The 23250-nt window shown below is 74.8% G+C and carries 18 protein-coding genes; 13 read left to right on the forward strand and 5 right to left on the reverse strand.

The genetic code is table 11. From position 1 onward, the window contains the following. Positions 1 to 109: 109 nt before the first annotated feature. Positions 110 to 892, reverse strand: coding sequence for an amino acid ABC transporter ATP-binding protein (locus ACSLIC_RS21120; RefSeq protein ID WP_023416661.1), 783 nt, complete (start codon positions 890 to 892; stop codon positions 110 to 112). Between the two features lie 276 nt (positions 893 to 1168). Here ACSLIC_RS21120 and ACSLIC_RS21125 point away from each other — a divergent pair, with 276 nt between their 5' ends. Both ACSLIC_RS21125 and ACSLIC_RS21130 read left to right on the forward strand, forming a co-directional pair. Next, positions 1169 to 1867 carry a response regulator transcription factor gene (locus ACSLIC_RS21125; protein WP_436739270.1) on the forward strand — a complete coding sequence of 233 codons (699 nt, stop codon included), beginning with the start codon at positions 1169 to 1171 and terminating at the stop codon, positions 1865 to 1867. A gap of 6 nt (positions 1868 to 1873) precedes the next feature. Next, complete coding sequence (locus tag ACSLIC_RS21130; RefSeq protein WP_436739271.1) at positions 1874 to 3337, forward strand: ATP-binding protein; 1464 nt, start codon at positions 1874 to 1876, stop codon at positions 3335 to 3337. On the opposite strand, the gene ACSLIC_RS21135 is transcribed toward ACSLIC_RS21130, so the two are convergent. Beyond that, positions 3313 to 4305, reverse strand: a complete 993-nt coding sequence (locus tag ACSLIC_RS21135) for a TAXI family TRAP transporter solute-binding subunit (RefSeq protein WP_436739272.1) — start codon at positions 4303 to 4305, stop codon at positions 3313 to 3315. The genes ACSLIC_RS21130 and ACSLIC_RS21135 overlap by 25 nt on opposite strands. An 86-nt stretch (positions 4306 to 4391) precedes the next feature. Here ACSLIC_RS21135 and miaB point away from each other — a divergent pair, with 86 nt between their 5' ends. Together miaB and ACSLIC_RS21145 are read left to right on the forward strand one after the other, a co-directional pair. Then, positions 4392 to 5933: a tRNA (N6-isopentenyl adenosine(37)-C2)-methylthiotransferase MiaB gene (miaB, locus tag ACSLIC_RS21140; RefSeq protein WP_436739273.1), complete on the forward strand. Its 1542-nt coding sequence runs from the start codon at positions 4392 to 4394 to the stop codon at positions 5931 to 5933. Positions 5934 to 6015: 82 nt separating this feature from the next. Beyond that, the gene (locus tag ACSLIC_RS21145) at positions 6016 to 6729 is read left to right on the forward strand and encodes a class III extradiol dioxygenase subunit B-like domain-containing protein (protein WP_436739274.1); all 714 of its coding nucleotides are present in this window, start codon (positions 6016 to 6018) and stop codon (positions 6727 to 6729) included. Between the two features lie 209 nt (positions 6730 to 6938). Here the strand turns inward: ACSLIC_RS21145 and ACSLIC_RS21150 are convergent, their stop codons facing one another. Next, positions 6939 to 7271 carry an antitoxin gene (locus ACSLIC_RS21150; RefSeq protein ID WP_436739275.1) on the reverse strand — a complete coding sequence of 111 codons (333 nt, stop codon included), beginning with the start codon at positions 7269 to 7271 and terminating at the stop codon, positions 6939 to 6941. A 123-nt stretch (positions 7272 to 7394) separates the two neighbouring features. Between ACSLIC_RS21150 and miaA the strand changes: the two genes are divergently transcribed. The 6 genes from miaA (at position 7395) to hflX (ending at position 15600) form a co-directional block, all read left to right on the forward strand. Next, complete coding sequence (miaA, locus tag ACSLIC_RS21155; protein WP_436739276.1) at positions 7395 to 8333, forward strand: tRNA (adenosine(37)-N6)-dimethylallyltransferase MiaA; 939 nt, start codon at positions 7395 to 7397, stop codon at positions 8331 to 8333. A 107-nt stretch (positions 8334 to 8440) separates the two neighbouring features. Continuing rightward, on the forward strand, positions 8441 to 8887 hold the full coding sequence (locus ACSLIC_RS21160; RefSeq protein WP_436740436.1) for a hypothetical protein: 447 nt from the start codon (positions 8441 to 8443) through the stop codon (positions 8885 to 8887). A 42-nt stretch (positions 8888 to 8929) separates the two neighbouring features. Then, the gene (gene dapF, locus ACSLIC_RS21165; protein ID WP_436739277.1) at positions 8930 to 9820 is read left to right on the forward strand and encodes a diaminopimelate epimerase; all 891 of its coding nucleotides are present in this window, start codon (positions 8930 to 8932) and stop codon (positions 9818 to 9820) included. Positions 9821 to 10164: 344 nt separating this feature from the next. Next, entirely contained in the window at positions 10165 to 12336 is a 2172-nt protein-coding gene (locus ACSLIC_RS21170; RefSeq protein WP_436739278.1) for a RelA/SpoT family protein, read from the forward strand. A gap of 86 nt (positions 12337 to 12422) precedes the next feature. After that, positions 12423 to 13865 carry a M1 family metallopeptidase gene (locus tag ACSLIC_RS21175; RefSeq protein WP_436739279.1) on the forward strand — a complete coding sequence of 481 codons (1443 nt, stop codon included), beginning with the start codon at positions 12423 to 12425 and terminating at the stop codon, positions 13863 to 13865. A 205-nt stretch (positions 13866 to 14070) separates the two neighbouring features. Further along, positions 14071 to 15600 carry a GTPase HflX gene (hflX, locus tag ACSLIC_RS21180; RefSeq protein WP_436739280.1) on the forward strand — a complete coding sequence of 510 codons (1530 nt, stop codon included), beginning with the start codon at positions 14071 to 14073 and terminating at the stop codon, positions 15598 to 15600. A 79-nt stretch (positions 15601 to 15679) separates the two neighbouring features. Here hflX and ACSLIC_RS21185 read toward each other — a convergent pair whose 3' ends face one another. Next, positions 15680 to 16885 (reverse strand): trypsin-like serine peptidase, encoded by a 1206-nt coding sequence (locus ACSLIC_RS21185; protein WP_436739281.1) that lies wholly within the window; start codon positions 16883 to 16885, stop codon positions 15680 to 15682. Between the two features lie 146 nt (positions 16886 to 17031). Then, positions 17032 to 18249, reverse strand: a complete 1218-nt coding sequence (locus tag ACSLIC_RS21190; protein ID WP_436739282.1) for a trypsin-like serine peptidase — start codon at positions 18247 to 18249, stop codon at positions 17032 to 17034. A 259-nt stretch (positions 18250 to 18508) separates the two neighbouring features. Here ACSLIC_RS21190 and ACSLIC_RS21195 point away from each other — a divergent pair, with 259 nt between their 5' ends. The 3 genes from ACSLIC_RS21195 to ACSLIC_RS21205 all read left to right on the forward strand — a co-directional run bounded on the left by ACSLIC_RS21195 (position 18509) and on the right by ACSLIC_RS21205 (position 22650). Next, positions 18509 to 19867 carry a diaminobutyrate--2-oxoglutarate transaminase family protein gene (locus tag ACSLIC_RS21195; RefSeq protein ID WP_436739283.1) on the forward strand — a complete coding sequence of 453 codons (1359 nt, stop codon included), beginning with the start codon at positions 18509 to 18511 and terminating at the stop codon, positions 19865 to 19867. A gap of 70 nt (positions 19868 to 19937) precedes the next feature. Then, positions 19938 to 21833, forward strand: coding sequence for an IucA/IucC family protein (locus ACSLIC_RS21200; protein WP_436739284.1), 1896 nt, complete (start codon positions 19938 to 19940; stop codon positions 21831 to 21833). Positions 21834 to 21861: 28 nt separating this feature from the next. Continuing rightward, positions 21862 to 22650 (forward strand): GNAT family N-acetyltransferase, encoded by a 789-nt coding sequence (locus tag ACSLIC_RS21205; RefSeq protein ID WP_436739285.1) that lies wholly within the window; start codon positions 21862 to 21864, stop codon positions 22648 to 22650. Positions 22651 to 23250 lie beyond the last annotated feature (600 nt).

The raw sequence follows: 23250 nt of genomic DNA on the forward strand, positions 1-23250 counted from the left end.
CGTGCGGGGCCCTCCCGGAGGGGAGTGGGGTGTCGGCCCGTGGGGAAGGGCGGCCTCGGGCCCCCGGGACGGGTCCTGGGGGCCGGAAAGCCGGTCTCCTCGGGGGAGGTCAGTGGTGCAGGATCTTCGAGAGGAAGTCCTTCGCCCGGTCACTGCGCGGGTTGGTGAAGAACTGCTCGGGGGTCGCCTGCTCGACGATCTGGCCGTCCGCCATGAAGACCACGCGGTTGGCAGCGGAGCGGGCGAAGCCCATCTCGTGCGTCACGACGACCATCGTCATGCCGTCCCGGGCGAGCTGCTGCATGACCTCCAGCACCTCGTTGATCATCTCCGGGTCGAGCGCGGAGGTCGGCTCGTCGAAGAGCATCACCTTCGGCTCCATCGCCAGCGCGCGGGCGATGGCCACCCGCTGCTGCTGCCCGCCCGAGAGCTGGGCCGGGTACTTGTCGGCCTGGTTGGCCACGCCCACCCGGTCGAGCAGGGCCCGGGCCGAACGCTCGGCCTCGGCCTTGTCCTTCTTGCGGACCTTGATCTGGCCCAGCATCACGTTCTCGAGCACCGTCTTGTGCGCGAAGAGGTTGAAGGACTGGAAGACCATGCCCACGTCGGCGCGGAGCCGGGCCAGTTCCCTGCCCTCCGCCGGAAGCGGCTTCCCGTCCAGGGTGATGCTGCCGGAGTCGACCGACTCCAGGCGGTTGATCGTGCGGCACAGCGTGGACTTGCCCGAACCCGAAGGGCCGATGACGACCACGACCTCGCCCCGGGCGATGGTCAGATCGATGTCCTGGAGCACGTGCAGCGCACCGAAGTGCTTGTTGACATTGCTGAGCGCGACCAGTGCGTCTGCCTCTGCCGCGGGAATGGTGTCCTTGGTCACCGATACGTCACTCATCGGGGTCTTGCTCCATCCTCCTCGGTTGGGAGGACAGTAGTCACGCAGTGCGATCACCGTCATTACATCTGAGCGGAAATTGAGGATAACGATCCGGCTTCAACCGGACACACGCCGTGAACGGGGTGGTCTCCTGGCGTACCGGGTGGATAACGGAACAAGCCTGTGACCCGCAGGCTCTTGACGCGGCTCCCGCGATCCGCGTGGATGCTGAGTACCCCCAGGTGCGGCGCCGGCCGCCGTGGACACGACCCAGAGCTACCGAGGAGGCCGGCCGTGAGACTGCTGCTCGTCGAGGACGACAACCATGTCGCGGGGGCCCTCTCCGCGATCCTGGCCCGCCACGGCTTCCGGGTGACGCACGCGCGCAGCGGCGAGGAGGCCCTCACCGCCCTGCTGCCCGCCGGGGGACCGCCCTTCGGCGTCGTCCTGCTCGACCTCGGCCTGCCCGACCAGGACGGTTACGAGGTGTGCGGCAAGATCCGCGCCCGCAGCGCCGTCCCGGTCATCATGGTGACCGCCCGCGCCGACGTCCGCTCCCGCATACACGGGCTCAACCTCGGCGCCGACGACTACGTGGTCAAGCCCTACGACACCGGCGAACTCCTCGCCCGCATCCACGCCGTGGCCCGCCGCAACCAGCCCGGGGACACCGACGGCGCCGCCGCCCCCGCCCCCGGCACGCTGGCCCTCGGCGCCGTACGGGTCGAACTGCCCACCCGGCGCGTCACCGTCGACGGGGAGGCCGTCGCGCTGACCCGCAAGGAGTTCGACCTGCTCGCCCTGCTGGTGCAGCGGCCCGGGGTGGTCTTCCGTCGCGAGCAGATCATCAGCGAGGTGTGGCGCACCAGTTGGGAGGGGACCGGCCGGACCCTGGAGGTGCACGTCGCCTCGCTCCGCTCCAAGCTGCGCCGCCCCGCGCTGATCGAGACGGTCCGCGGCGTCGGCTACCGCCTCGTCGACCCCGGCGCGTAGCGGCCCGTGCGTACCCGCCTGCTCCAGCTCCTCATCACCCTGCTCGCCGTGGTACTGGTCATGCTGGGCGTGCCCCTCGCGCAGAACGTGGCCGCCGCCGAGCAGCAGAAGGTCGTCGTCGACCGTATCGACGACACCGCCCGCTTCGCCTCCCTCGCCCAGTACGTCACCAAGCGCACCACCGGCTCCGCCGGGCTCATCGGCAAGGACGAGCGCCGCGAGACCCTCCAGCAGGAACTCTCCCGCTACTACGACGTGTACGGCATCGAGGCCGGGGTCTTCTACCGCAACGGCGACCCCATGGCCCGCGCCCGGGACGACCTGGAGATACCCGGGACCGGCGACATCCGGGAGGCGTTCACCACCTCGCTGATGTCCCGCCGCAGCCACGACCCCGGCCAGGTGTGGCCCTGGCAGGACGGCCGGATCGTCGTCGCCTCGCCGGTGATCCGCGACGGCGACGTGATCGCGGTCGTCGTCACCGACTCCCCGACCGGCGAGATGCGTTCCCGCATCCTGCACGGCCTGCTGGTGATCGCCGCCGGCGAGGCCCTGGCCATGCTCGTCGCCGTCGCCTTCGCGCTGCGCCTGACCGGCTGGGTCCTCACCCCCGTCCGGGTGCTCGACGCCACCACCCACGACATCGCCACCGGACGCCTCAAGTCCCGCGTCGCACCATCCGGCGGGCCACCCGAACTGCGCCGCCTGGCCCGCTCCTTCAACGAGATGGCCGACCACGTCCAGGAGGTCCTCGAACAGCAGCGGGCCTTCGTCGCCGACGCCTCCCACCAGTTGCGCAACCCGCTCTCCGCGCTGCTGCTGCGCATCGAGCTGCTCGCGCTGGAACTCCCCGAGGGCAACGAGGAGATCGCCTCCGTACGCGCCGAGGGCAAGCGCCTGGCCCGGGTGCTGGACGACCTGCTGGACCTGGCCCTCGCCGAGCACGCCGCCCCCGACCTGCACCTCACCGACCTCGGCCAGCTCGCCGAGGAACGCGCCGCCGCCTGGCGCCCGCTCGCCGAGGAGCGCGGCATCAGCCTGGCGGCGCACTGCCCGGCCGTCACCGGCTGGGCCGACCCGGTCGCCTTCTCCAGCGCGCTGGACGCCGTCCTCGACAACGCCCTGAAGTTCACCCCCGGCCAGGAGCGCGTCACCGTGCGCGCCGCCTCCTCGGGGGCGCACACCACCGTCGAGGTGGCTGACGCGGGGCCCGGCCTCACCGACGAGGAACTGGAGCGGGTCGGCGACCGGTTCTGGCGCAGCGGCCGGCACCAGAACGTGCGCGGCTCGGGACTCGGCCTGTCCATCTCCCGCGCCCTGCTCGGCGCCGGCGGCGGCAGCCTGTCGTACGCCCACGCCCCGTCCGGCGGGCTGAAGGTCACGCTGACGGTGCCCCGGTACGCGCCCGAGGAACCGGCGGCGGACCTGGCGGGGCGAGCCGGGGGTCAGGGCTTGACCGAGCGGAAGTAGCGGCGCGCGCCGTCGTGCAGCTCCAGCGGGTCGGTGTAGATCGCGGTACGCACGTCGACCAGCTGCGCGGCGTGCACCTGGGCGCCGATGTGGTCGCGGCTGCCGATCACGGTGCGGGTGATCTTCTCGGCCAGGTCGTCGTCCATCCGGTCGGTGGTGACCAGGATGTTGGCCACCGCCAGGGTGGGCACCTCCGAGCCGCGCTGCGCCAGCGGGTAGGCGTCGGCGGGCATCACGGCCGTGCGGTAGTGACTCGCCGAGCCGCCGCCGTGGTGGAGCCGGTCGATGAGCGAGCTGAGCGGCAGCAGCCGGATCTCGTGCTCCTTCGACAGGTCCCGCACCGCCTGCGTGGTCAGCCCGCCGGACCAGAAGAAGGCGTCGATCCTGCCCTCGCGCAGCGCCTGAGGGGTCTCCCCGATGCCCTCCGGGGAGGCCGCGACGTCCTTCTCCGCGTCCAGGCCCGCGGCCCGCAGCACCCGCTCGGCCACCAGCCGCACCCCCGAGGCGACCTGGCCGATCGCGACCCGCTTGCCGCGCAGGTCGGCGACCTCCTCGATGTCGGACTCCCCGTCCACGACCACCTGGATGTAGTCGTCGTAGAGCCGGGCGCTGCTGCGCAGCCGGTCCGCGCCCCGGCCGCCCTCGGCGCGGTACTGCTCCACGGCGTCGGCGGTGGCGATGGTGAAGTCCGCCTCGCCCGTCGCCACCCGCCGCACGTTCTCCTGCGAGCCCTCGCTCGGCTCGAGTGCCAGGTCGATCTCCGGCACGTCCCTGCCCAGGGCCTTGCGCAGCAGCGTGCCGTACTTGGCGTAGACCCCCGTGCCCACCCCGGTGCTCATGGTGAGCGGGGTGCGCGGCGGCGGCTCGCCGATGGGCGACAGCCACCACACCAGCAGGGCCAGGGCCAGAGCCGCCGCACCCGCGGCGGTCAGGGCGCGCCCGCGCGTACGGAGGAGAACCGGGACCATGTGGGTGATCCTGCCAGCCGGGGCCGCCGCTGAACAGGGGCGGCCCACCGGACGGAGCCCTGCTCCGCAGCCCTTACTCTGGACGGATGAGCGGGAACAACGTGGCGGGCGAAGTGGTGGACGGCGAGCAGGCGCACGCGGGCGGCGCGAAGACGTACGAGGTGCGCACCTACGGGTGCCAGATGAACGTCCACGACTCCGAGCGGCTCGCCGGGCTGCTGGAGGGCGCCGGGTACGTCCGGTCCCCCGAGGGCACCGAGGAGGGCGACGCGGACGTCGTCGTCTTCAACACCTGCGCCGTCCGGGAGAACGCCGACAACCGCCTCTACGGCAACCTCGGCCGGCTCGCGCCGATGAAGACGAAGCGGCCCGGCATGCAGATCGCCGTCGGCGGCTGCCTCGCCCAGAAGGACCGCGACACCATCACCGAGCGCGCCCCCTGGGTCGACGTGGTCTTCGGCACGCACAACATCGGCAAGCTGCCCGTCCTGCTGGAGCGCGCCCGCGTGCTGGAGGAGGCCCAGGTCGAGATCGCCGAGTCGCTGGAGGCGTTCCCCTCCACGCTGCCCACCCGCCGCGAGAGCGCCTACGCCGCGTGGGTCTCGGTCTCCGTCGGCTGCAACAACACCTGCACCTTCTGCATCGTCCCGGCCCTGCGCGGCAAGGAGAAGGACCGCCGCACCGGCGACATCCTCGCCGAGGTGGAGGCGCTGGTCGCCGAGGGCGTCAGCGAGATCACCCTGCTCGGCCAGAACGTCAACGCCTACGGCAGCGACATCGGCGACCGCGAGGCGTTCTCCAAGCTGCTGCGCGCCTGCGGAAGGATCGAGGGCCTGGAGCGGGTCCGCTTCACCTCGCCGCACCCGCGCGACTTCACCGACGACGTGATCGCCGCCATGGCCGAGACGCCCAACGTCATGCCGCAGCTGCACATGCCGCTCCAGTCCGGCTCCGACACCGTGCTGCGGGCGATGCGCCGCTCGTACCGCCAGGAGCGGTTCCTCGGCATCATCGAGAAGGTCCGCGCGGCCATCCCGGACGCCGCGATCACCACCGACATCATCGTGGGCTTCCCCGGCGAGACCGAGGAGGACTTCCAGCAGACCCTCCACACCGTCCGCGAGGCCCGCTTCGCCCAGGCGTTCACCTTCCAGTACTCCAAGCGCCCCGGCACCCCCGCGGCCGAGATGGACGGGCAGATCCCCAAGGAGGTCGTCCAGGAGCGGTACATGCGCCTGGTCGCCCTCCAGGAGGAGATCTCCTGGGAGGAGAACAAGAAGCAGGTCGGCCGCGTCCTGGAGGTCATGGCCGCCGAGGGCGAGGGCCGCAAGGACGGTGCCACCCACCGCCTCTCCGGCCGCGCCCCCGACAACCGCCTCGTCCACTTCACCAAGCCGGACGAGGAGGTCCGCCCCGGCGACGTGGTGACCGTGGAGATCACCTACGCCGCCCCGCACCACCTGCTCGCCGAGGGCGCCGCCCGCGCCGTCCGCCGCACCCGCGCCGGCGACGCCTGGGAGCGCCGCACCTCCGCCCCGGCGCAGACCCCCGGCGTCCTGCTGGGGCTGCCCACCGTCGGCGCCCCCGCCCCCCAGCCGGCCCCGGCCGGCGGCTGCTCCGCCTGCTGACCGGGTAGTCCCCGGCCACGCGCCGCCCGGCCCGGCCCCCGGCCGCGCCCCGGGGCCGGGGGCCGGGGGTTAGGCTCCGGGCATGCTTGCCGCCGCCGCCGTCTGCCCCTGCCCGCCCCTGCTCCAGCCGCAGGTCGCGGCCGGGGCCGCCGCCGAACTGGCCGCCCTGCGCGAGAGCTGCGCCGCCGCCCTCGACACCCTCGCCGAGGCCCGGCCCGACCGCCTGGTCGTCGTCGGCCCCGGCACGGGCGACGACCACACGCCGTACCCGCCCGGAACACCGGGCTCCTTCCGGGGCTTCGGCGCCGCCGTCGACGTGACCCTCGGCTCCGGCACCCCCGGCCCGGGCGCCGCCCCGCTGCCCGCCTCCCTCACCGTCGGCGCCTGGCTGCTGGCCGACCACGGCTGGGACACCTGCCCTGTCGAAGGGCTCTCCGTCGGCACCGGATGCCCGCCTCGGCGGTGCGCGGAACTCGGCGGCGAGCTGGCCGCCGGGCGGGCCCGTACCGCGCTGCTGGTCCTCGGCGACGGCAGCGCCTGCCGCACCGTGAAGGCGCCGGGCTACCTCGACGAGCGGGCCGCCCCCTTCGACGCCCTGGCCGCCGAGGCCCTCGGCGGAGCCGACACCGCCGCCCTGGCCGGCCTCGACCCGGTCCTCGCCGAGGAGCTCGGCGCCGCCGGCCGCGCCCCGTGGCAGGTGCTGGCCGGAGCCGCGGCCGACGCGGGCCTGGCCGGGAAGCTGCTCTACGACGAGGCCCCCTACGGGGTCGGCTACTCCGTCGCCGTCTGGAGCTGAGCCGCCGCCCGCATGCCCGACCCGCCCGGGGCACGCGCCCCGGCGGGCCGCACCCGCCCGCCCGTACGCGGCTCGGTGAGCCGCCACGTCATCCGGCACGCCCGCTGCACGTCGTGGTCGTCGCGACAGCCGGGACATGGCCGCGAAGGAGCGGGAAGCGGGGGAGGGCGGCGGGCGGGCCTGGCCCGCGCCGCCGCCCTCCCGCCGGGTCAGGGGCCGGCCGGGCCCTCGCCCCCGGGCTTGCCGGTTCCCGTCTCGGGGTGCTGCGGGCGCGTGGCGTCGTTCCCGGCGCCGGGGGCCTGCCCGCCCCGCTCGGGGCCGCCCTTCCCGGTGCCGTCCTGGTTCAGCTGGTCCAGGGCGCTCTTCGCCTTGTCGGTACCGCTGCGGATCTTGTCGCTGTACTTGCCCTTGGTGCGGCTGTCCACGGCCTGCGCGGCCCTGTCCAGACCCTGGTCGATCTTGTCGCCGTGCTGCCGGGTCAGGTCGGCGACCTTCTCCTTGGCGGGGGCGATCTTTGCCTTGAGGTTGTCCAGGAAGCTCATGACCTCCAGTTTTCCCCATCCGGCGGTTCTCCACCCGTCGGCGGCGCGCGCCGCGCCCTCCCGGGTGCCCGGCGGCGGGGCCGCGGGTGCACGCCTCCGGTGGGGGTTTGCGAGACTGGGAGGGTGAGCAGCTCAGTCCCCGCACCCCGGGTCATCGCCGTCGTCGGACCGACCGCCGCCGGAAAGTCGGATCTGGGCGTCTTCCTCGCCCAGCACCTCGGCGGCGAGGTCGTCAACGCCGACTCCATGCAGCTGTACCAGGGCATGGACATCGGCACCGCCAAACTCGCCGAGGCCGAGCGCGGCGGCGTCCCGCACCGGCTGCTCGACATCTGGCCGGTCACCGAGACCGCCAGCGTCGCCGAGTACCAGCGCCTGGCCCGCGCCGAGATCGACCGGCTCCTCGCCGAGGGCCGCACCCCGGTCCTGGTCGGCGGTTCCGGCCTCTACGTGCGCGGTGCCGTCGACCACCTCGACTTCCCCGGCACCGACCCCGAGGTCCGCGCCCGCCTGGAGGAGGAACTCGCCGCGCACGGCCCCGGCGCGCTGCACACCCGGCTCGCCGCCGCCGACCCCGAGGCCGCCGCCGCGATCCTGCCGGGCAACGGCCGGCGCATCGTGCGCGCCCTGGAAGTCATCGAGATCACCGGCCGCCCCTTCACCGCCAACCTGCCGCGCCACGACTCCGTCTACGACACCGTCCAGATCGGCGTCGACGTGGCCCGCCCCGAACTCGACGCCCGCATCGCCGACCGGGTCGACCGGATGTGGGAGGCCGGGCTGGTCGACGAGGTCCGCGCGCTGGAGGCCGGGGGCCTGCGCGAAGGGCGCACCGCCTCCCGCGCCCTCGGCTACCAGCAGGTGCTCGCCGCCCTCGCGGGGGAGTGCACCGAGAACGCGGCGCGCGCCGAGACGGTCCGCGCCACCAAGCGGTTCGCCCGTCGGCAGGACTCGTGGTTCCGCCGCGACCCGCGCGTCCACTGGCTCAGCGGCGCCGCCGCCGACCGTGGGGAACTCCCCGGCCGGGCACTGGCGTTGCTCGAACGAGCGGTCACAGCCTGATCACGTGATGGCATCGGGACGCCCCACCCGTCATCGGGGCACCTGACGGCGTGCCATCATCGACCTTCGATCGACCAGTGAAGTCCGAGTTGGGAGGGCACGTGGCGATGGAGGCCGGCCCTCGTGACACCACACACAGCAGACCGGAACCGCTCACCGCGGACGGTCCGGCGCAGGACCCCCGCGACGGCCTGGAGCAGCCCGCCGAGCCGCCCCAGGAGGTCGAGGTCGAGCTGCGCCCGCAGCGCCGCCTGAGGCTGTGGCAGCTCGCGCCGATCGTCGGCCTCGCCGCGATGGGCTCGCTGATGTTCGCCTTCCCCCTCGCCTTCGGCACCGGGGACGGCGGCGCCGTCATTGCCATGCTGGGCCTGCTCATCAGTTTCTGCGCGGCCGGCTGGGGCATGATGGCCGCCCGCCGCGTCGGCCACACCTGGCCGGGCCTGCCCGCCCGCGGCTCCGGCGGCCGCCCCGACTGGCGGGTGGTCCTCGCCTACGCGGTGGTGGTCGCCGCCCTGGTCGTCCTCGCGGTCTGGCGCGTCGACCGCCTGCGCTGACCGGCCAGGACACCCCAGGTCCGGCGCCGTACGATCGGAGCCATGAGCACGCGGATCGCCTTCCTCAAGGGCCACGGGACCGAGAACGACTTCGTCATCGTCCCCGACCCGGACAACGCCCTGGACCTCGCGCCGCACACCGTCGCGGCCCTCTGCGACCGGCGCGCCGGGATCGGCGCCGACGGCGTGCTGCACGTGGTGCGCTCCGCGGCCCACCCCGAGGCCCGGCACCTCGCGGACGAGGCCGAGTGGTTCATGGACTACCGCAACGCCGACGGCTCCGTCGCCGAGATGTGCGGCAACGGCGTCCGCGTCTTCGCCCGCTACCTCCAGCGCGCCGGCCACGCCGGCGAGGGCGACCTCGCCATCGCCACCCGGGGCGGCGTCAAACACGCCCACCTCGCCAAGGACGAGCCCGGCGCCGAGCCCGGCACCGGCCCCGTGACCGTCGCGATGGGCCGCGCCGTGCTGCCCGGCGGCGACGTCACCGTGGCCACCGCCCACGGCAGCGCCCCCGCCCTCAACGTCAGCATGGGCAACCCGCACGCCGTCGCCTTCGTCGCCGACCTCGCCGACGCCGGCGACCTGCTGACCGCGCCCGCCGTCACCCCGGCCGCCGCCTACCCCGACGGGGTCAACGTCGAGTACGTCGTGGACCGCGGCCCGGGCCACGTCGCCATGCGCGTCCACGAGCGGGGCTCCGGCGAGACCCGCTCCTGCGGCACCGGCGCCTGCGCCGTGGCCGTCGCCGCCGCCCGCCGCGACGGGGCCGACCCCGCGGCCACCGGCCGCCCCGTCTCGTACACCGTGGACGTGCCCGGCGGGCGCCTGGTGATCACCGAGTACCCGGACGGGTCCGTGGACATGACCGGGCCCGCCGTGATCGTCGCCGAGGGCGAGATCGACGCCGGCCGGCTCGCCGGGGTCAGCTGACCGACCGGTCCGGGGAGGGTGACGTCGGTCACCCGCCCGGCCGGGCATACGCGGACCGCCGAGCGTGTTGACACCTCCACACGGCGGTGCTCTCCGGCGGGGCGCGGCCGCGCGCAGCACCCCCTTACGGCCGGTACGCACCGCGCGGTGCACGCCACGCCGAGGTCCCGGGTACGGTCGCTCGAATGGGTGATCCGTTTCACGCTCGGCGGGAGCGGGACTTCGGGCCGTGGTCGGCTCGGTAGCATCAAGCACCGGCCCACACGGGGAGACCGACAGCCCCTCCAGCCCACCGCAACCTGGAGGGAACCCCAGCCCGCCGGTCGACGCAGCCGGAGGTGCCCATGAGTGCAGAGGCCACGAACCCTGCGACGACGCCCGCCATCCCCCCGGAGCTGCTGCCCGGGGCGGCCTCCCAGGGCGCGCGTCCCACCGGGCCCGTCGCCCGCAAACGGCCCCGCCACCGCATCGACCTGCGCCGCCTGGGCCGCGCCGCCCTGCTCGGGCCCACCTCCCGTGACCGGCTCCCCGACGCCATCGCCCACGTCGCCGAGGCGCACCGCGCCCACCATCCGGAAGCCGACCTCGAAGCACTGCGCCGCGCCTACATCCTCGCCGAGGCGTCCCACCGCGGCCAGATGCGCAAGAGCGGTGAGCCGTACATCACCCACCCGCTCGCCGTCACGCTGATCCTCGCCGAACTGGGCGCCGAGACCACCACGCTGGTCGCCGCCCTCCTCCACGACACCGTCGAGGACACCGACGTCACCCTCACCCAGGTCCTCGACGAGTTCGGACCCGAGGTCGCCTATCTCGTCGACGGCGTCACCAAGCTGGAGAAGGTCGACTACGGCGCCGCCGCCGAGCCCGAGACCTTCCGCAAGATGCTCGTCGCCACCGGCAACGACGTCCGCGTCATGTCGATCAAACTCGCCGACCGCCTGCACAACATGCGCACCCTCGGCGTGATGCGCCCCGAGAAACAGGTCCGCATCGCCAAGGTCACCCACGACGTGCTGATCCCGCTCGCCGAGCGGCTCGGCGTGCAGGCCCTCAAGACCGAGCTGGAGGACCTGGTCTTCGCGATCCTCCACCCCGAGGAGTACGCCGCCGCCCGCGAGGTCGCCGCCACCCACGCCGCCACGGCCGGCCCCGGCCCGCTCGCCGAGACCGAGGAACGTTTCCGCGCGGTGCTGCGCGAGGCCGGCATCACCGCCGACGTGGAGATCCGCCCCCGCCACATGGTCTCCCTGCACCGGGTGCGCGGGAAGCGCGGCGAGCTGCGCGGCGTCGACCTCGGCCGGCTCCTCGTCCAGGTCCAGGAGGACGCCGACTGCTACGCCGTCCTCGGCGAGCTGCACACCTGCTTCACCCCGGTCGTCTCCGAGTTCAAGGACTTCATCGCCGTCCCGAAGTTCAACCTCTACCAGTCGCTGCACACCGCGGTGGCCCGCGAGGACGGCGAGGTCGTCGAGGTCCTCATCCGCACCCGCCAGATGCACCAGGTCGCCGAGGCCGGTGTGGTCGCCCTCGGCAACCCGTACGCTCCCGGCGCCTCCGGCGGCGAGGACCCCCGCGACGGGGAGCGGGCCGACCCGACCCGCCCCGGCTGGCTCTCCCGCCTCCTCGACTGGCAGCGCGCCGCCCCCGACGCCGACACCTTCTGGTCCACTTTGCGCGAGGACCTCGCCCAGGACGGCGAGATCACCGTCTTCCGCACCGACGGCGGCACCCTCTCCCTGCCCTCCGGCGCCACCTGCGTCGACGCCGCCTACGCCCAGTACGGCGAGGGCGCCCACGCCTGCATCGGCGCCCGGGTCAACGGCCGCCTCGCCACCCTCAGCACCGTCCTGAAGGACGCTGACACCGTCCACCCGCTGCTCGCCGCCGCCGGGGACGACGCCAGCCCTTCCCCGGACTGGCTGGAGCACGCCCGCACCCCCGCCGCCCGCATCGCCATCCGCCGCTGGCTGCACGCCCACCCCGACCGGCCCGCGCCCGGCCCCGGCACCCGCAAACCCCCGCTGACCGGCGCCGCCCCCACCCCCGCCGACGAGGCGCCGGAGGCCGCCGTCACCGACCTGCCGGGCGCCACCGTACGGCTCGCCCGCTGCTGCACGCCGGTCCCGCCGGACGAGATCACCGGCTTCGCGGTACGCGGCGGCGTCGTCACCGTGCACCGCTCGGCGTGTCCCTCGGTGGCCCGGATGACCGCCTCCGGACGTGAGCCCGTCGGGGTCCGCTGGGGTGAGAACACCGAGTTCCGGGTCACCCTCTTCGCCGAGTCCTTCGGCCGCCCGCACCTGCTCGCCGACCTCACCGAGGCCATCGCCGCCGAGGGCGTCGCCGTCATCTCCGCCACCGTCGAACCCCCCGCCGAGCAACGGGTCCGCCACACCTACACCCTCCAGCTCCCCGACGCCGCCGGCCTGCCCGACCTGATGCGCGCCATGCGCGACGTCCCCGGCGTCTACGACGTCAGCCGCGCCCAGCGCTCCGCCACCGCCCGCCGCTGACCCCCCCCCGTCACCCCGCCCCTCGTACGGGTGGTCCGGACGCGCGCCGCCGACCGGGCGGCCGTGCCCGCTGGTAGCGGTGGGGCATGCTGCTCTCCGCCCGCCTCAAGGCCGCCCTGCTCGCCACCGCCTCGCTGACCCTGCTGGGCGCCGCCCCGCCCCCGCAGCCGCTCGGCATCGGCGACCCGCTCTTCCCGCACCTCGGCAACCCCGGCTACGACGTCACGGCGTACGACATCTCGCTGGCCTACTCGGGCGACAACACGGCGCCGCTGGACGCCGTCACCGTCATCGACGCCCGTTCCACGGCGCGGCTGGAGCGGATCAACCTCGACTTCGCGCACGGCGAGGCGTCCTCGGTCACCGTCGACGGCGCGCCGGCCCGCTTCGCCCCGGCCGGGGAGGACCTGGTCGTCACCCCGGCCGCGCCGGTGCCCGCCGGGTCGCCGCTGCGGATCACCGTCCGCCACACCTCCGACCCGGCCGACCCCGCCGACGGGCAGGGCGGCTGGGTGCGGACCCGCGACGGGCTGGCCATGGCCAACCAGGCCGACGCCGCCCACCGGGTCTTCCCCTGCAACGACCACCCCGCCGACAAGGCCCGCTTCACCTTCCGCGTCACCGCCCCGAAGCGGCTCACCGCGGTCGCCGCGGGGCTGCCGGCGGGTGAGCCGGTCACCAAGGGCGCCACCACCACCTGGACCTACCGCACCGCCCACCCCATGGCCACCGAACTGGCCCAGGTCGGCATCGGCGACCTGGCCGTGGTGCGCCGCGAGGGCCCGGGCGGGCTGCCCCTGCGCGACGTCGTCCCCGCCGCCGACCGCGAGAGGCTGGAGCCCTGGCTGAACCGCACCCCCGCCCACCTCGGCTGGCTCCAGGACCGGCTGGGCCCGTACCCCTTCGAGACGTACGGGCTGCTGGTGGCCGACGCCGAGACCGGGTTCGAGCTGGAGACGCAGACCCTCTCGCTCTTCGAGCGGAACCTCTTCACCGACAGCGCGGCCGACCGCGGCCTCGTCGAGCCGGTCATGGTCCACGAACTGGCCCACCAGTGGTTCGGCGACAGCGTCTCGCCCGCCGCCTGGTCAGACCTGTGGATCAGCGAGGCCCACGCCACCTGGTACGAGGCGCTCTGGGCCGAGGAGCACGGCGGGCCCGCGCTCCGGGAGCGGATGCGCCGGGCGTACCGCGACTCCGACGGCTGGCGCTCCGCCGGCGGCCCGCCGGCCCGGCCGAAGGCCCCCGAGCCCGGTGAGAAGATCAGCCTCTTCCGCCCGGTCGTCTACGACGGCTCCGCCCTGGTGCTCTACGCGCTCCGCCAGGAGATCGGCGAGACCGCCTTCGGCCGGCTCCAGCGGGCCTGGGTACGCGAGCACCGCGACGCCAGCGCCTCCACCGCCGACTTCGTCACCCTCGCCTCCCGCACCGCCGGACGCGACCTCTCCGCCTTCTTCCAGGGGTGGTTGTACGGCGAGCGCACCCCGGCGATGCCCGGCCGCCCGGACTGGCGCTCCGGCACCCCCTGACCCGCCGGGAGCCGCGCGGCGGGGAGACCACCCGGATGCGTACGGGAAAGTCGGATGACGGGGTACCCGGCGGGGTGGGAACATCTTCCTGTCGCGACGGAGCGGACACCGGGAATCTCCCGGGCCCCTCGTGCGTTGGGACACATACGGCGACCTCCGTGCCGAACGGCCGGGAGCGCCCCCACCGGATCGACGTAAGGACCCAATGACCTCCTCTTCCTCCCCTTCCCAGGACGTGCACGACATGCAGCACCCGCACGACGCGACCGGCCCCGCCGCCGGGCCGCACGCCGACAGCCTTCGGGCCGATGCCCTGATGGAAGAGGACGTCGCCTGGAGCCACACCGTCGACGGTGAGCGCGACGGTGACCAGTACGACCGTTCCGACCGGGCGGCCCTGCGCCGCGTCGCGGGTCTCTCCACCGAGCTGGAGGACGTCACCGAGGTCGAGTACCGCCAGCTGCGGCTGGAGCGGGTCGTCCTGGTCGGTGTCTGGACCTCCGGCACGGCCGAGGACGCCGACCGCTCCCTGGCCGAGCTGGCCGCCCTCGCGGAGACCGCCGGCGCCCTCGTCCTCGACGGGGTCGTGCAGCGCCGCGACAAGCCGGACCCGGCGACGTACATCGGCTCCGGCAAGGCCCAGGAGCTGTACGACATCGTCCGCGAGACCGGTGCCGACACCGTGGTCTGCGACGGTGAGCTGAGCCCCGGCCAGCTCATCCACCTGGAGGACGTCGTCAAGGTCAAGGTGGTCGACCGGACCGCCCTGATCCTCGACATCTTCGCCCAGCACGCCAAGTCCCGGGAGGGCAAGGCCCAGGTCTCGCTGGCCCAGATGCAGTACATGCTGCCGAGGCTGCGCGGCTGGGGTCAGTCGCTCTCGCGGCAGATGGGCGGCGGCGGAACCAGCGGCGGCGGCGGTATGGCGACCCGCGGTCCCGGTGAGACCAAGATCGAGACGGACCGGCGGCGCATCCGCGAGAAGATGGCGAAGATGCGCCGGGAGATCGCGGCGATGAAGACCGGCCGGGACCTCAAGCGCCAGGAACGCCGGCGCAACCAGGTCCCCTCGGTGGCCATCGCCGGCTACACCAACGCCGGCAAGTCCTCCCTCCTCAACCGCCTCACCGGCGCCGGGGTCCTGGTGGAGAACGCCCTGTTCGCCACCCTGGACCCGACGGTCCGCCGCGCTCAGACGCCCAGCGGGCGGCTCTACACCCTCGCGGACACCGTCGGCTTCGTCCGGCACCTGCCGCACCACCTGGTCGAGGCGTTCCGCTCCACCATGGAGGAGGTCGGCGACTCCGATCTGATCCTCCACGTGGTCGACGGCGCGCACCCGGCCCCCGAGGAGCAGTTGGCCGCCGTCCGCGAGGTCATCCGTGACGTCGGCGCGGTGAACGTCCCGGAAATCGTCGTGGTCAACAAGGCCGACGCGGCCGATCCGCTGGTCCTCCAGCGGCTGCTGCGGGTCGAGAAGCACGCCATCGCGGTGTCGGCGCGGACCGGCGCGGGCATCGGCGAACTCCTTGAGCTGATCGACGACATCCTGCCCCGCCCCGGGGTGGAGCTGGAGGCGCTGGTCCCGTACACCCAGGGCCAGCTCGTCGCCCGGGCGCACGCCGAGGGCGAGGTCCTCTCCGAGGAGCACACCGCGGAGGGCACCTTGCTGAAGGTGCGCGTCCACCGCGAACTGGCGACGGAACTCTCGACGTTCGCGCTCGCCACCAGCTGACCGCAGGCGAAGGCCCGCCTCCGTACCGCCAAGTCGCGGTGCCGGGGCGGGCCTTCGCCGTGCGTGGAGAGGACCGGGGTCAGCCGGTGCCGTGCGTGCGGCTCATCAGGTCGAAGAGCCGCTCGGCCTGGCGGCCCAGCTGGGGGCCGGCCAGCCAGGTGTTGTCGGCCGGGCCGATGGAGGTGTTGGAGACCAGCAGGGTCTTGCCGCCCTCCTCCCGGAACCAGCCGCCGCCGGAGGAGCCGCCGGTCATGGTGCAGCCGATGCGGTACATGCTCGGCTGCCCCGCCGCGAGCGACAGGCGGCCGGGCCGGTCGGCGCACCGGTGCATCAGCAGGCCGTCGTAGGGCGGCCCCGCCGGGTACCCCCAGGCGCCCAGCGTGCCGAGGCGCTCCGTGCCGGGAGCGCGGAAGTCGACTTCCAGGGCGTCGCCGACGGTCTCCTCCAGCGACGTGGTCCCGCTCTCCGGCTTCACGTGCAGCACCGCGTAGTCGTACGGGGCGCCCGCGCCGCCCTTCTCGGCACCCTGGCCGATCCACTCGTTGGAGGTGGCGGCCCAGTCGGCCCACCAGGTGCCGTACGGGGCGGCCTCGCGGGGTGCGGCGGCGGCGAGGCCGGCCGCGTCCTCACCGAGGTCGTTGTAGGAGGGGACGAAGGCGATGTTGCGGTACCAGCCGCCCTCGGCGCCGGCGTGGACGCAGTGCCCGGCGGTCCAGACGAGGTTGGACCTCCCCGGGTTGCGGGGGTCCTTGACGACGGTGGCCGAGCAGACCATCGAGCCGGCGGGGGAGTCGAAGAAGACCTTGCCGACGGGGGCCGCGTGGTCGTGGTACGGCGTCTTCTCCCGCTCTGCGGGGACCGCGCGCGGGGCGGGGTCGCTCTGCTCCTGGTCGGCGGCGGTGTCCTTGGTGGCGACGGTCCTGCCGGGGTCCTCGGCGCCGCGCATCCGGCCGGGCTTCCACAGCCCCTTGATCACCGGGTTGACGAAGTCCTTGGCCTCGCGCAGCCAGTCGTCCCTGTCCCAGTCCTTCCAGGCGCCGTCCTTCCACTGCTCGGCGTCGATGCCGTGCTTCTTGAGCCGGTCGGCGAGATCCTCGGCGGCCTGGGCGCGGTCGCCGGCCTCCTTGCCGCTCTCCTCGCCCGGTCCGGACTCCCGCCCCTCGGCGGCGGGCTTCGGGCCGGCGGCGGGCGTCTCGCCGCCGCAGGCGGTCAGGGCCAGGGCGAGTGCGGCGGTGAGTGAGGCGGCGGCGAGTAGCGGGCGCGACGGCCCGTGCAGGGAACGCATGGTGTGGTGGTACCCCCGGGTGCGGCGGGGAGCGGCTCCCCGGCGACGGTAGATGTCAGGTACTTGTCATGCAGGGCTCCGGAGTGCCGTCACGCGTACGGGGCCGGAGCAGGCGGGCGCCCGGGCCGGCCCCGGGCGCCCGGACGTCACCTGCCGGCGAACTTCTCGCTGACCGCCGTGTAGATGCCCTCGGCCTCCTTGCCCAGCCGGGGGCCGGCCAGCCACCCTGCGTTCACCGGGCCGATGGAGGTGTTGGAGACCAGCGCCGGCTTGCCGTCGGCCCCCTCGGCGACCCAGCCGCCGCCGGACGAGCCGCCCGTCATGGTGCAGCCGATCCGGTGCATCGTCGGGTCGTCCTCGGTGACCGAGAGCCGGCCCGGCCGGTCCGCGCACTGGAACATCTTCTGGCCCTCGAACGGCGGCGCCGCCGGGTACCCGGTCGCCGTCAGCGAGCCGATCCTGTCCGCGGCGGGCGCGTCGAAGTTCACCGGGAGCGCCGAACCGACCGTCTCCTCCAGCGACTTGCCCTGCCCGTCCTGCTGGGTCACGTGCAGCACCGCGAAGTCGTACGGCGCACCGTCACCCCCGGTCTGGCCGCCCTGCTCGATCCACTGGTCCGAGGTCTGCGCCCAGTCGCTCCACCACACGCCGTACGGGGCGACCTGCTCCTGCGTGGCGTTCTGGAGCCGCTCGGCCGGCAGGGCGCCGTCGTTGTAGGAGGGGACGAAGACGATGTTCCGGTACCAGCCGCCCTCCTTGCCCGCGTGGACGCAGTGTCCGGCGGTCCACACGAGGTTGGACCTGCCCGGGTTGGCAGGGTCGGCGATCACGGTGGCCGAGCAGACCATCGAGCCTTTGGGGCCGTCGAAGAGGAGCTTGCCCGCCTCCGGCGCCCGGTCGTGGTACGCGGCGCCGACCGCCGTCGCGTCCACCGGCCGCGGCGTCGGGTCGGTCACGCCCTGGTCGCCGGAGATGTCCTCCTCGTCGACCTCCCGCTCGGTCGGGTCGTCCGCCTCGCGCATCCGGTCCGGGTCCCACAGGTCCTCGATGACCGGGTTGACGAAGTCCTCGGCCTCCCGCAGCCAGTCCTCGCGCGACCAGTCCTTCCAGGCGCCGTCCCTCCACTGGTCCAGATCCAGGCCGTACTCCTTGAGCCGGTCCTTGATGCTGTCCGGGACGCGGACCTTGCCGTCGGACTCCGCGGAGGCCGAGGCCGACGGGCCGCCTCCGGCGCTGTCCTCCTCGGGACCGCAGGCGGTGGCGGTCAGTGCCAGCGCCGCGCACAGGGCCACCGCGGAAGCCGCACCGGCCCGTCCGCGCGCCCTCCCCCGGCCTCCGGAGCGAAGTGGGCGTATGGATCGCATGTCGGACTCCCCCTGGATTCGGACGTGAATCCGCCCTCGTGGGCGGCGGATCGTGGCCCCCCAGAGTAAGCGGGTGCCCTGGGGGACGGTCCACGGGGCGGAAACGGTTCCGTCACGAGGCCGCGCCGGCCGGGCGTCCGAAGGATCTCGTCGGCGCCCGTGTTCCTTTCGCCGCGCGGTCGTTGGTAGGGGCGGTGGGCCCGCGCCGTGCGCGGAACCACCGCACGACGCACCTGCTACCACGGGAGGAACCACACCTGTGGCCGTGACCGAGCAAGCCGAGGCGCCCACCACCGCGACCACCGCGCACCTGGGCATCCTGCGCCGCCAGGCCTCCCGCGAGTCCGCCGCGCGCACCTACGCGCGCTCCCTGCCGATCGTCCCCGTCCGCGCCCGCGGCGTGACGATCGAGGGCGCCGACGGCCGCCGCTACCTCGACTGCCTCTCCGGCGCCGGCACCCTCGCGCTCGGCCACAACCACCCGGTGGTCCTCGAAGCCATCCGCAAGGTCCTCGACTCCGGCGCTCCGCTCCACGTCCTCGACCTCGCCACCCCGGTCAAGGACGCCTTCACCACCGAGCTGTTCGCGACCCTGCCGCCGGCCCTCGCCTCCCGCGCCCGCATCCAGTTCTGCGGCCCGGCCGGCACCGACGCCGTCGAGGCCGCGCTCACTCTGACCCGCACCGCCACCGGCCGCTCCGGGGTCCTCGCCTTCACCGGCGCCTACCACGGCATGACCGCCGGCGCCCTCGCCGCCTCCGGCGGCGCCCGCGAGCAGCGCGTCACCCGGCTCCCGTTCCCGCAGGACTACCGCTGCCCCTTCGGGGTCGGCGGCGAGCAGGGCGCCGAACTCGCCGCCCGCTGGACCGAGTCGCTGCTCGACGACACCAAGTCCGGTGTCCCCGACGCCTCCTGCCTGCTGGTCGAGCCGGTGCAGGGCGAAGGCGGCGTCAACCCGGCCCCCGACGCCTGGCTGCGCCGCATCCGGCGGATCACCGAGGACCGCTCCATCCCGCTGATCGCCGACGAGGTGCAGACCGGCGTCGGACGCACCGGCCGGTTCTGGGGCGTGGACCACAGCGGGGTCGTCCCCGACGTGATGGTCCTCTCCAAGGCCATCGGCGGCAGCCTCCCGCTCGCCGTCCTCGTCTACCGCGACGACCTCGACGTCTGGGAACCCGGCGCCCACGCCGGCACCTTCCGCGGCAACCAGCTCGCCATGGCCGCCGGCACCGCCACCCTGGCGTACGTCCGGGAGAACGGCCTCGCCGACCGTGCCGCCGTCCTCGGCGCCCGCATGCTCGGCCGGCTGCGGGAGTACGCCGCCGGGCACCCGTTCGTCGGCGACGTGCGCGGTCGCGGGCTGATGATCGGCGTCGAGCTGGTCGACCCGGCCGCCGACACACCCGCCGGTGCGCCGTCGCCGCCCGCTCCCCGGATCGCCGCCGCCGTGCAGCGCGCGTGCCTGGACCGGGGCCTCATCGTCGAGTTGGGCGGGCGCCGCAGCGCCGTCGTCCGCCTGCTGCCTCCGCTGACCCTCACCGACGAGCAGGCCGACGCGGTGCTCGACCGCCTGACCGACGCCCTCACGGGTGCGGCCCAGGAACTCTCCGGATGACTCCACCCGGTGCCGCCCCCGCTGAGCCGGCCGGCGCACGGAATCCGCCCCACGCCACAAGGAAGCACTCTTGAACGTCACCCCCGCACCCGACGGCGGCCGCCACCCCTCCCCGCGCGGCACCTCCGCCACGCGCGAGATCCCGGCCGACGGGGCGACCGTACCCCGCCAGCCCGGCGGCATCGGGACCCTCCGGTTCCCCGGCGGCGGCACCGACCTGCTCGAACACCCCGACGCCCGGATCGCCGCCGAGGCCGCCGCGCTGGAGAGCCTGCTGCGCTGCTGGGTCCGCGAGACCTCCCCGCCCGCCCCCGCCCACGGGGTGCTCCGCATCCCGCTGCCGGCCAGCGGCACCGCGCTGCTCGTCCCGGTCCAGCACTGGTCGCTCGCGGGCTGGCACCGGTTCGGGCCGCCGATGCGCGAGGACGCCCCCGCCGGGGCCTCGCCGCTGCTCGACGTGGCCGCCGTCGCCGGACTGCTGGAGCGGGAGTCGGCCACCGAGGCGCGCGACGGGGACCTGCTGGAGCGGGTCGGCGACTCCGCCCGGCGTACCGCCGTCTTCCTCGCGGAGCGCCGCGCCGGCGGCGGGGAGGAGCGGGACCGCTTCCTCGCCGCCGAACAGTCCCTCGTCCTCGGCCACCCGCTGCACCCCACCCCCAAGAGCCGCGAGGGACTGACCGAGGCCGAGGCCCGCGCCTACTCCCCGGAGCTGGGCGGATCGTTCCCGCTGCACTGGCTCGCCGTCGACCGCTCCGTGCTCGCCCAGGACTCCGCCTGGTACGAGGACGGCACCGCCGTCCCGGCCGAACAGCTCACCGCGCGCCTCGCCGGGCCCGGCCTGCGGCTGCCCGAGAACACCGCCGCCCTGCCCGTCCACCCCTGGCAGATCCGCGAACTGCGCCGCCGCCCCGACGCCGCCGCCCTCCTCGACGCCGGGGCCCTGCGCGACCTCGGCCCGTGCGGCGAACCCTGGCACCCCACCTCCTCGGTGCGCACCGTCTACCGCGCGGGCGCCCCGGCCATGCTCAAGCTCTCGCTCGGCCTGCGCATCACCAACTCCCGGCGCGAGAACCTCCGCAAGGAACTGGCCCGGGGCGCCGAGGTGCACCGGCTGCTGCGGACCGGGCTCGGCGCACGCTGGCAGGCCGCCCACCCGGGCTTCGACATCGTCCGCGACCCGGCGTGGCTCGCCGTCGACGGGCCCGACGGCACACCCGTCACCGGCCTCGACGTGATGATCCGCCAGAACCCCTTCACTCCGGACGACGACGTCGCCTGCGTCGCCGGACTGGTCTCACCACGCCCCGCGGGCGACGCCGGGTCCGGCGACCGCCTCGGGATGCGCTCGCGCCTCGGCGACCTCGTCACCCGGATCTCCGGACGCGAGGGGCGCACGCGCGGCGCCGTCTCCGCCGAGTGGTTCACCCGCTACCTCCAGCGGGTCGTCGCGCCCGTGCTCTGGCTCGACGCCCACGCCGGCATCGCCCTGGAGGCCCACCAGCAGAACACCCTGGTCCTCCTCGACGCCGACGGCTGGCCCGTCGGCGGCCGCTACCGCGACAACCAGGGCTACTACTTCCGCACCTCGCACCGCGACGCCCTGACGGCCCGGCTGCCCGGGGCGGGCGAGGCCAGCGACACCTTCGTCACCGACGCGGTCACGGACGAGCGGTTCGCCTACTACCTCGGCATCAACAACATCCTCGGCCTGATCGGCGCGTTCGGCTCCCAGCGCCTCGCAGACGAACGGCTGCTGCTGACCGCGCTGCGCCGCTTCCTCGCCGACGAGGCCGCAGCCCCCGGCCCCGTCTCGCCCCTGCCCGGCCTGCTCCTCCACTCCCCGGTCCTGCGCTGCAAGGCCAACCTCCTCACCCGCCTGCACGGCCTGGACGAACTGGTGGGACCGGTCGACACCCAGTCCGTCTACGTCACGATCGCCAACCCGCTGCACACCACCGGGGCCTGAGCACCGCCCCGCCCGGAAGGAGCCCCGCGTGCCCCCAGCCGCCACCCCGCCCCACGGACCCGCCGCCCCCACGACCGGGGCCCGCTCCCACGTGCCCGCGCCCGCACGGCGGGGGGACGGTCCGGCGGAGCCGCCGGGCTCCACCGGGGCGGGGCGGGCCCGGGGCGCCGTGCCCGACGCCGCCGCGCCCGGCGGAGCCCTCACTCCCGCCGGGCCCGGCGGGAGTGGCGGAGCCCTGCTCGACCGGGTCGGCCGGTGGGCCCCCGCCGCCACCCCGTTCGGCATATTCCGGCTCGTCCCCCTCACTCCCGCCGACGACCTCACCCTGCTCACCACCTGGATGAACGACCCGGCGGTCGCCGCCTTCTGGGAACTGGCCGGGCCCGCCGGGGCCACCGCGCACCACGTCCACGCCCAGCTCTCCGGCGACGGCCGCAGCGTCCCCTGCCTCGGCCTCCTCGACGGGCGCCCGATGAGCTACTGGGAGCTCTACCGCGCCGACCTCGACCCCCTCGCCCGCCACTATCCGGCCCGGCCCCACGACACCGGCGTCCACCTGCTGCTCGGCGCCGCCGCCGACCGGGGCCGGGGCCTGGGCACCGCCCTGCTGCGCGCCGTCACCTGCCTGGTCCTCGCCCACCGCCCCCGCTGCCACCGCGTCGTCGCCGAACCCGACGTCCGCAACGCCCCCTCGGTCGCCGCCTTCCGCCGCGCCGGCTTCCACCTCGACACCGAGATCGACCTCCCCGACAAGCGCGCGGCCCTGATGGTCCGCAGGAGAACCACCCCCACGGAACCGGCACCGCCACGCCGGTGACCGTGGAGAGGGGGGCGCCGCCGACGGCCCCCGCTCGGGACGCACCCCTACGCGCCCGCCCCGGGAGGCCGAGCCTCCGGCCCCCGCCGCCGTCCGGCGTGGCGGCGCCCCCGTGGGCCGGCGGGCGCGTGCCTCCGCCGGGCCGTGCGGAACGCGCAGGCCCTCACCACGCGCCCCGGGCAGGGCCGCACCCGGCCTTCGCGCGGAGAAGCGGACGTACATCCTCCGGCCACGGGACCGGCCGGGGCGCGCATCCCGGCCGGGACACCGGGAGCCGGGACGCGGCCGGCGCCCGACGGAGCCGGCCCAGGTGCGACGGATACCGGGGTTCGGTACGCCGCCCGGCCGGTGTGTCCGCCCGTCCTCCGAGGGGCTCACCGGTGCACCGGCGGAGCCTCGTGCGGACCGCCGCACACAACCTGGGAAGCGCGCTCGGTCCTGGTGCGCGGGATCTCCCCGCCCCGGCTCCGGAGCCGCAGAGGCCGCGGCCTGCCTCGCGCGTCGCACCCGTCGTGGAGCCCCCGGACCACGGCTGCCGACCGGGCCGGCTCGCCGAGCGCGAGCCACCCGTACGCCTCCGTCCCGGCACCGGAGCGGTGC

Origin of the sequence: Streptomyces sp. BBFR102 (genome assembly GCF_051397025.1) — a bacterium.
In the GTDB taxonomy this organism is placed as follows: Bacteria; Actinomycetota; Actinomycetes; order Streptomycetales; family Streptomycetaceae; genus Streptomyces.

Bases quoted from the DNA above. Each gene is read 5' to 3' on its own strand.
- ACSLIC_RS21120 (WP_023416661.1), bottom strand. From the start codon at position 892: ATGAGTGACGTATCGGTGACCAAGGACACCATTCCCGCGGCAGAGGCA.
- ACSLIC_RS21135 (WP_436739272.1), bottom strand. From the start codon at position 4,305: ATGGTCCCGGTTCTCCTCCGTACGCGCGGGCGCGCCCTGACCGCCGCG.
- miaB (WP_436739273.1), top strand. From the start codon at position 4,392: ATGAGCGGGAACAACGTGGCGGGCGAAGTGGTGGACGGCGAGCAGGCG.
- ACSLIC_RS21145 (WP_436739274.1), top strand. From the start codon at position 6,016: ATGCTTGCCGCCGCCGCCGTCTGCCCCTGCCCGCCCCTGCTCCAGCCG.
- ACSLIC_RS21150 (WP_436739275.1), bottom strand. From the start codon at position 7,271: ATGAGCTTCCTGGACAACCTCAAGGCAAAGATCGCCCCCGCCAAGGAG.
- ACSLIC_RS21160 (WP_436740436.1), top strand. From the start codon at position 8,441: ATGGAGGCCGGCCCTCGTGACACCACACACAGCAGACCGGAACCGCTC.
- dapF (WP_436739277.1), top strand. From the start codon at position 8,930: ATGAGCACGCGGATCGCCTTCCTCAAGGGCCACGGGACCGAGAACGAC.
- ACSLIC_RS21170 (WP_436739278.1), top strand. From the start codon at position 10,165: ATGAGTGCAGAGGCCACGAACCCTGCGACGACGCCCGCCATCCCCCCG.
- ACSLIC_RS21175 (WP_436739279.1), top strand. From the start codon at position 12,423: ATGCTGCTCTCCGCCCGCCTCAAGGCCGCCCTGCTCGCCACCGCCTCG.
- hflX (WP_436739280.1), top strand. From the start codon at position 14,071: ATGACCTCCTCTTCCTCCCCTTCCCAGGACGTGCACGACATGCAGCAC.
- ACSLIC_RS21185 (WP_436739281.1), bottom strand. From the start codon at position 16,885: ATGCGTTCCCTGCACGGGCCGTCGCGCCCGCTACTCGCCGCCGCCTCA.
- ACSLIC_RS21190 (WP_436739282.1), bottom strand. From the start codon at position 18,249: ATGCGATCCATACGCCCACTTCGCTCCGGAGGCCGGGGGAGGGCGCGC.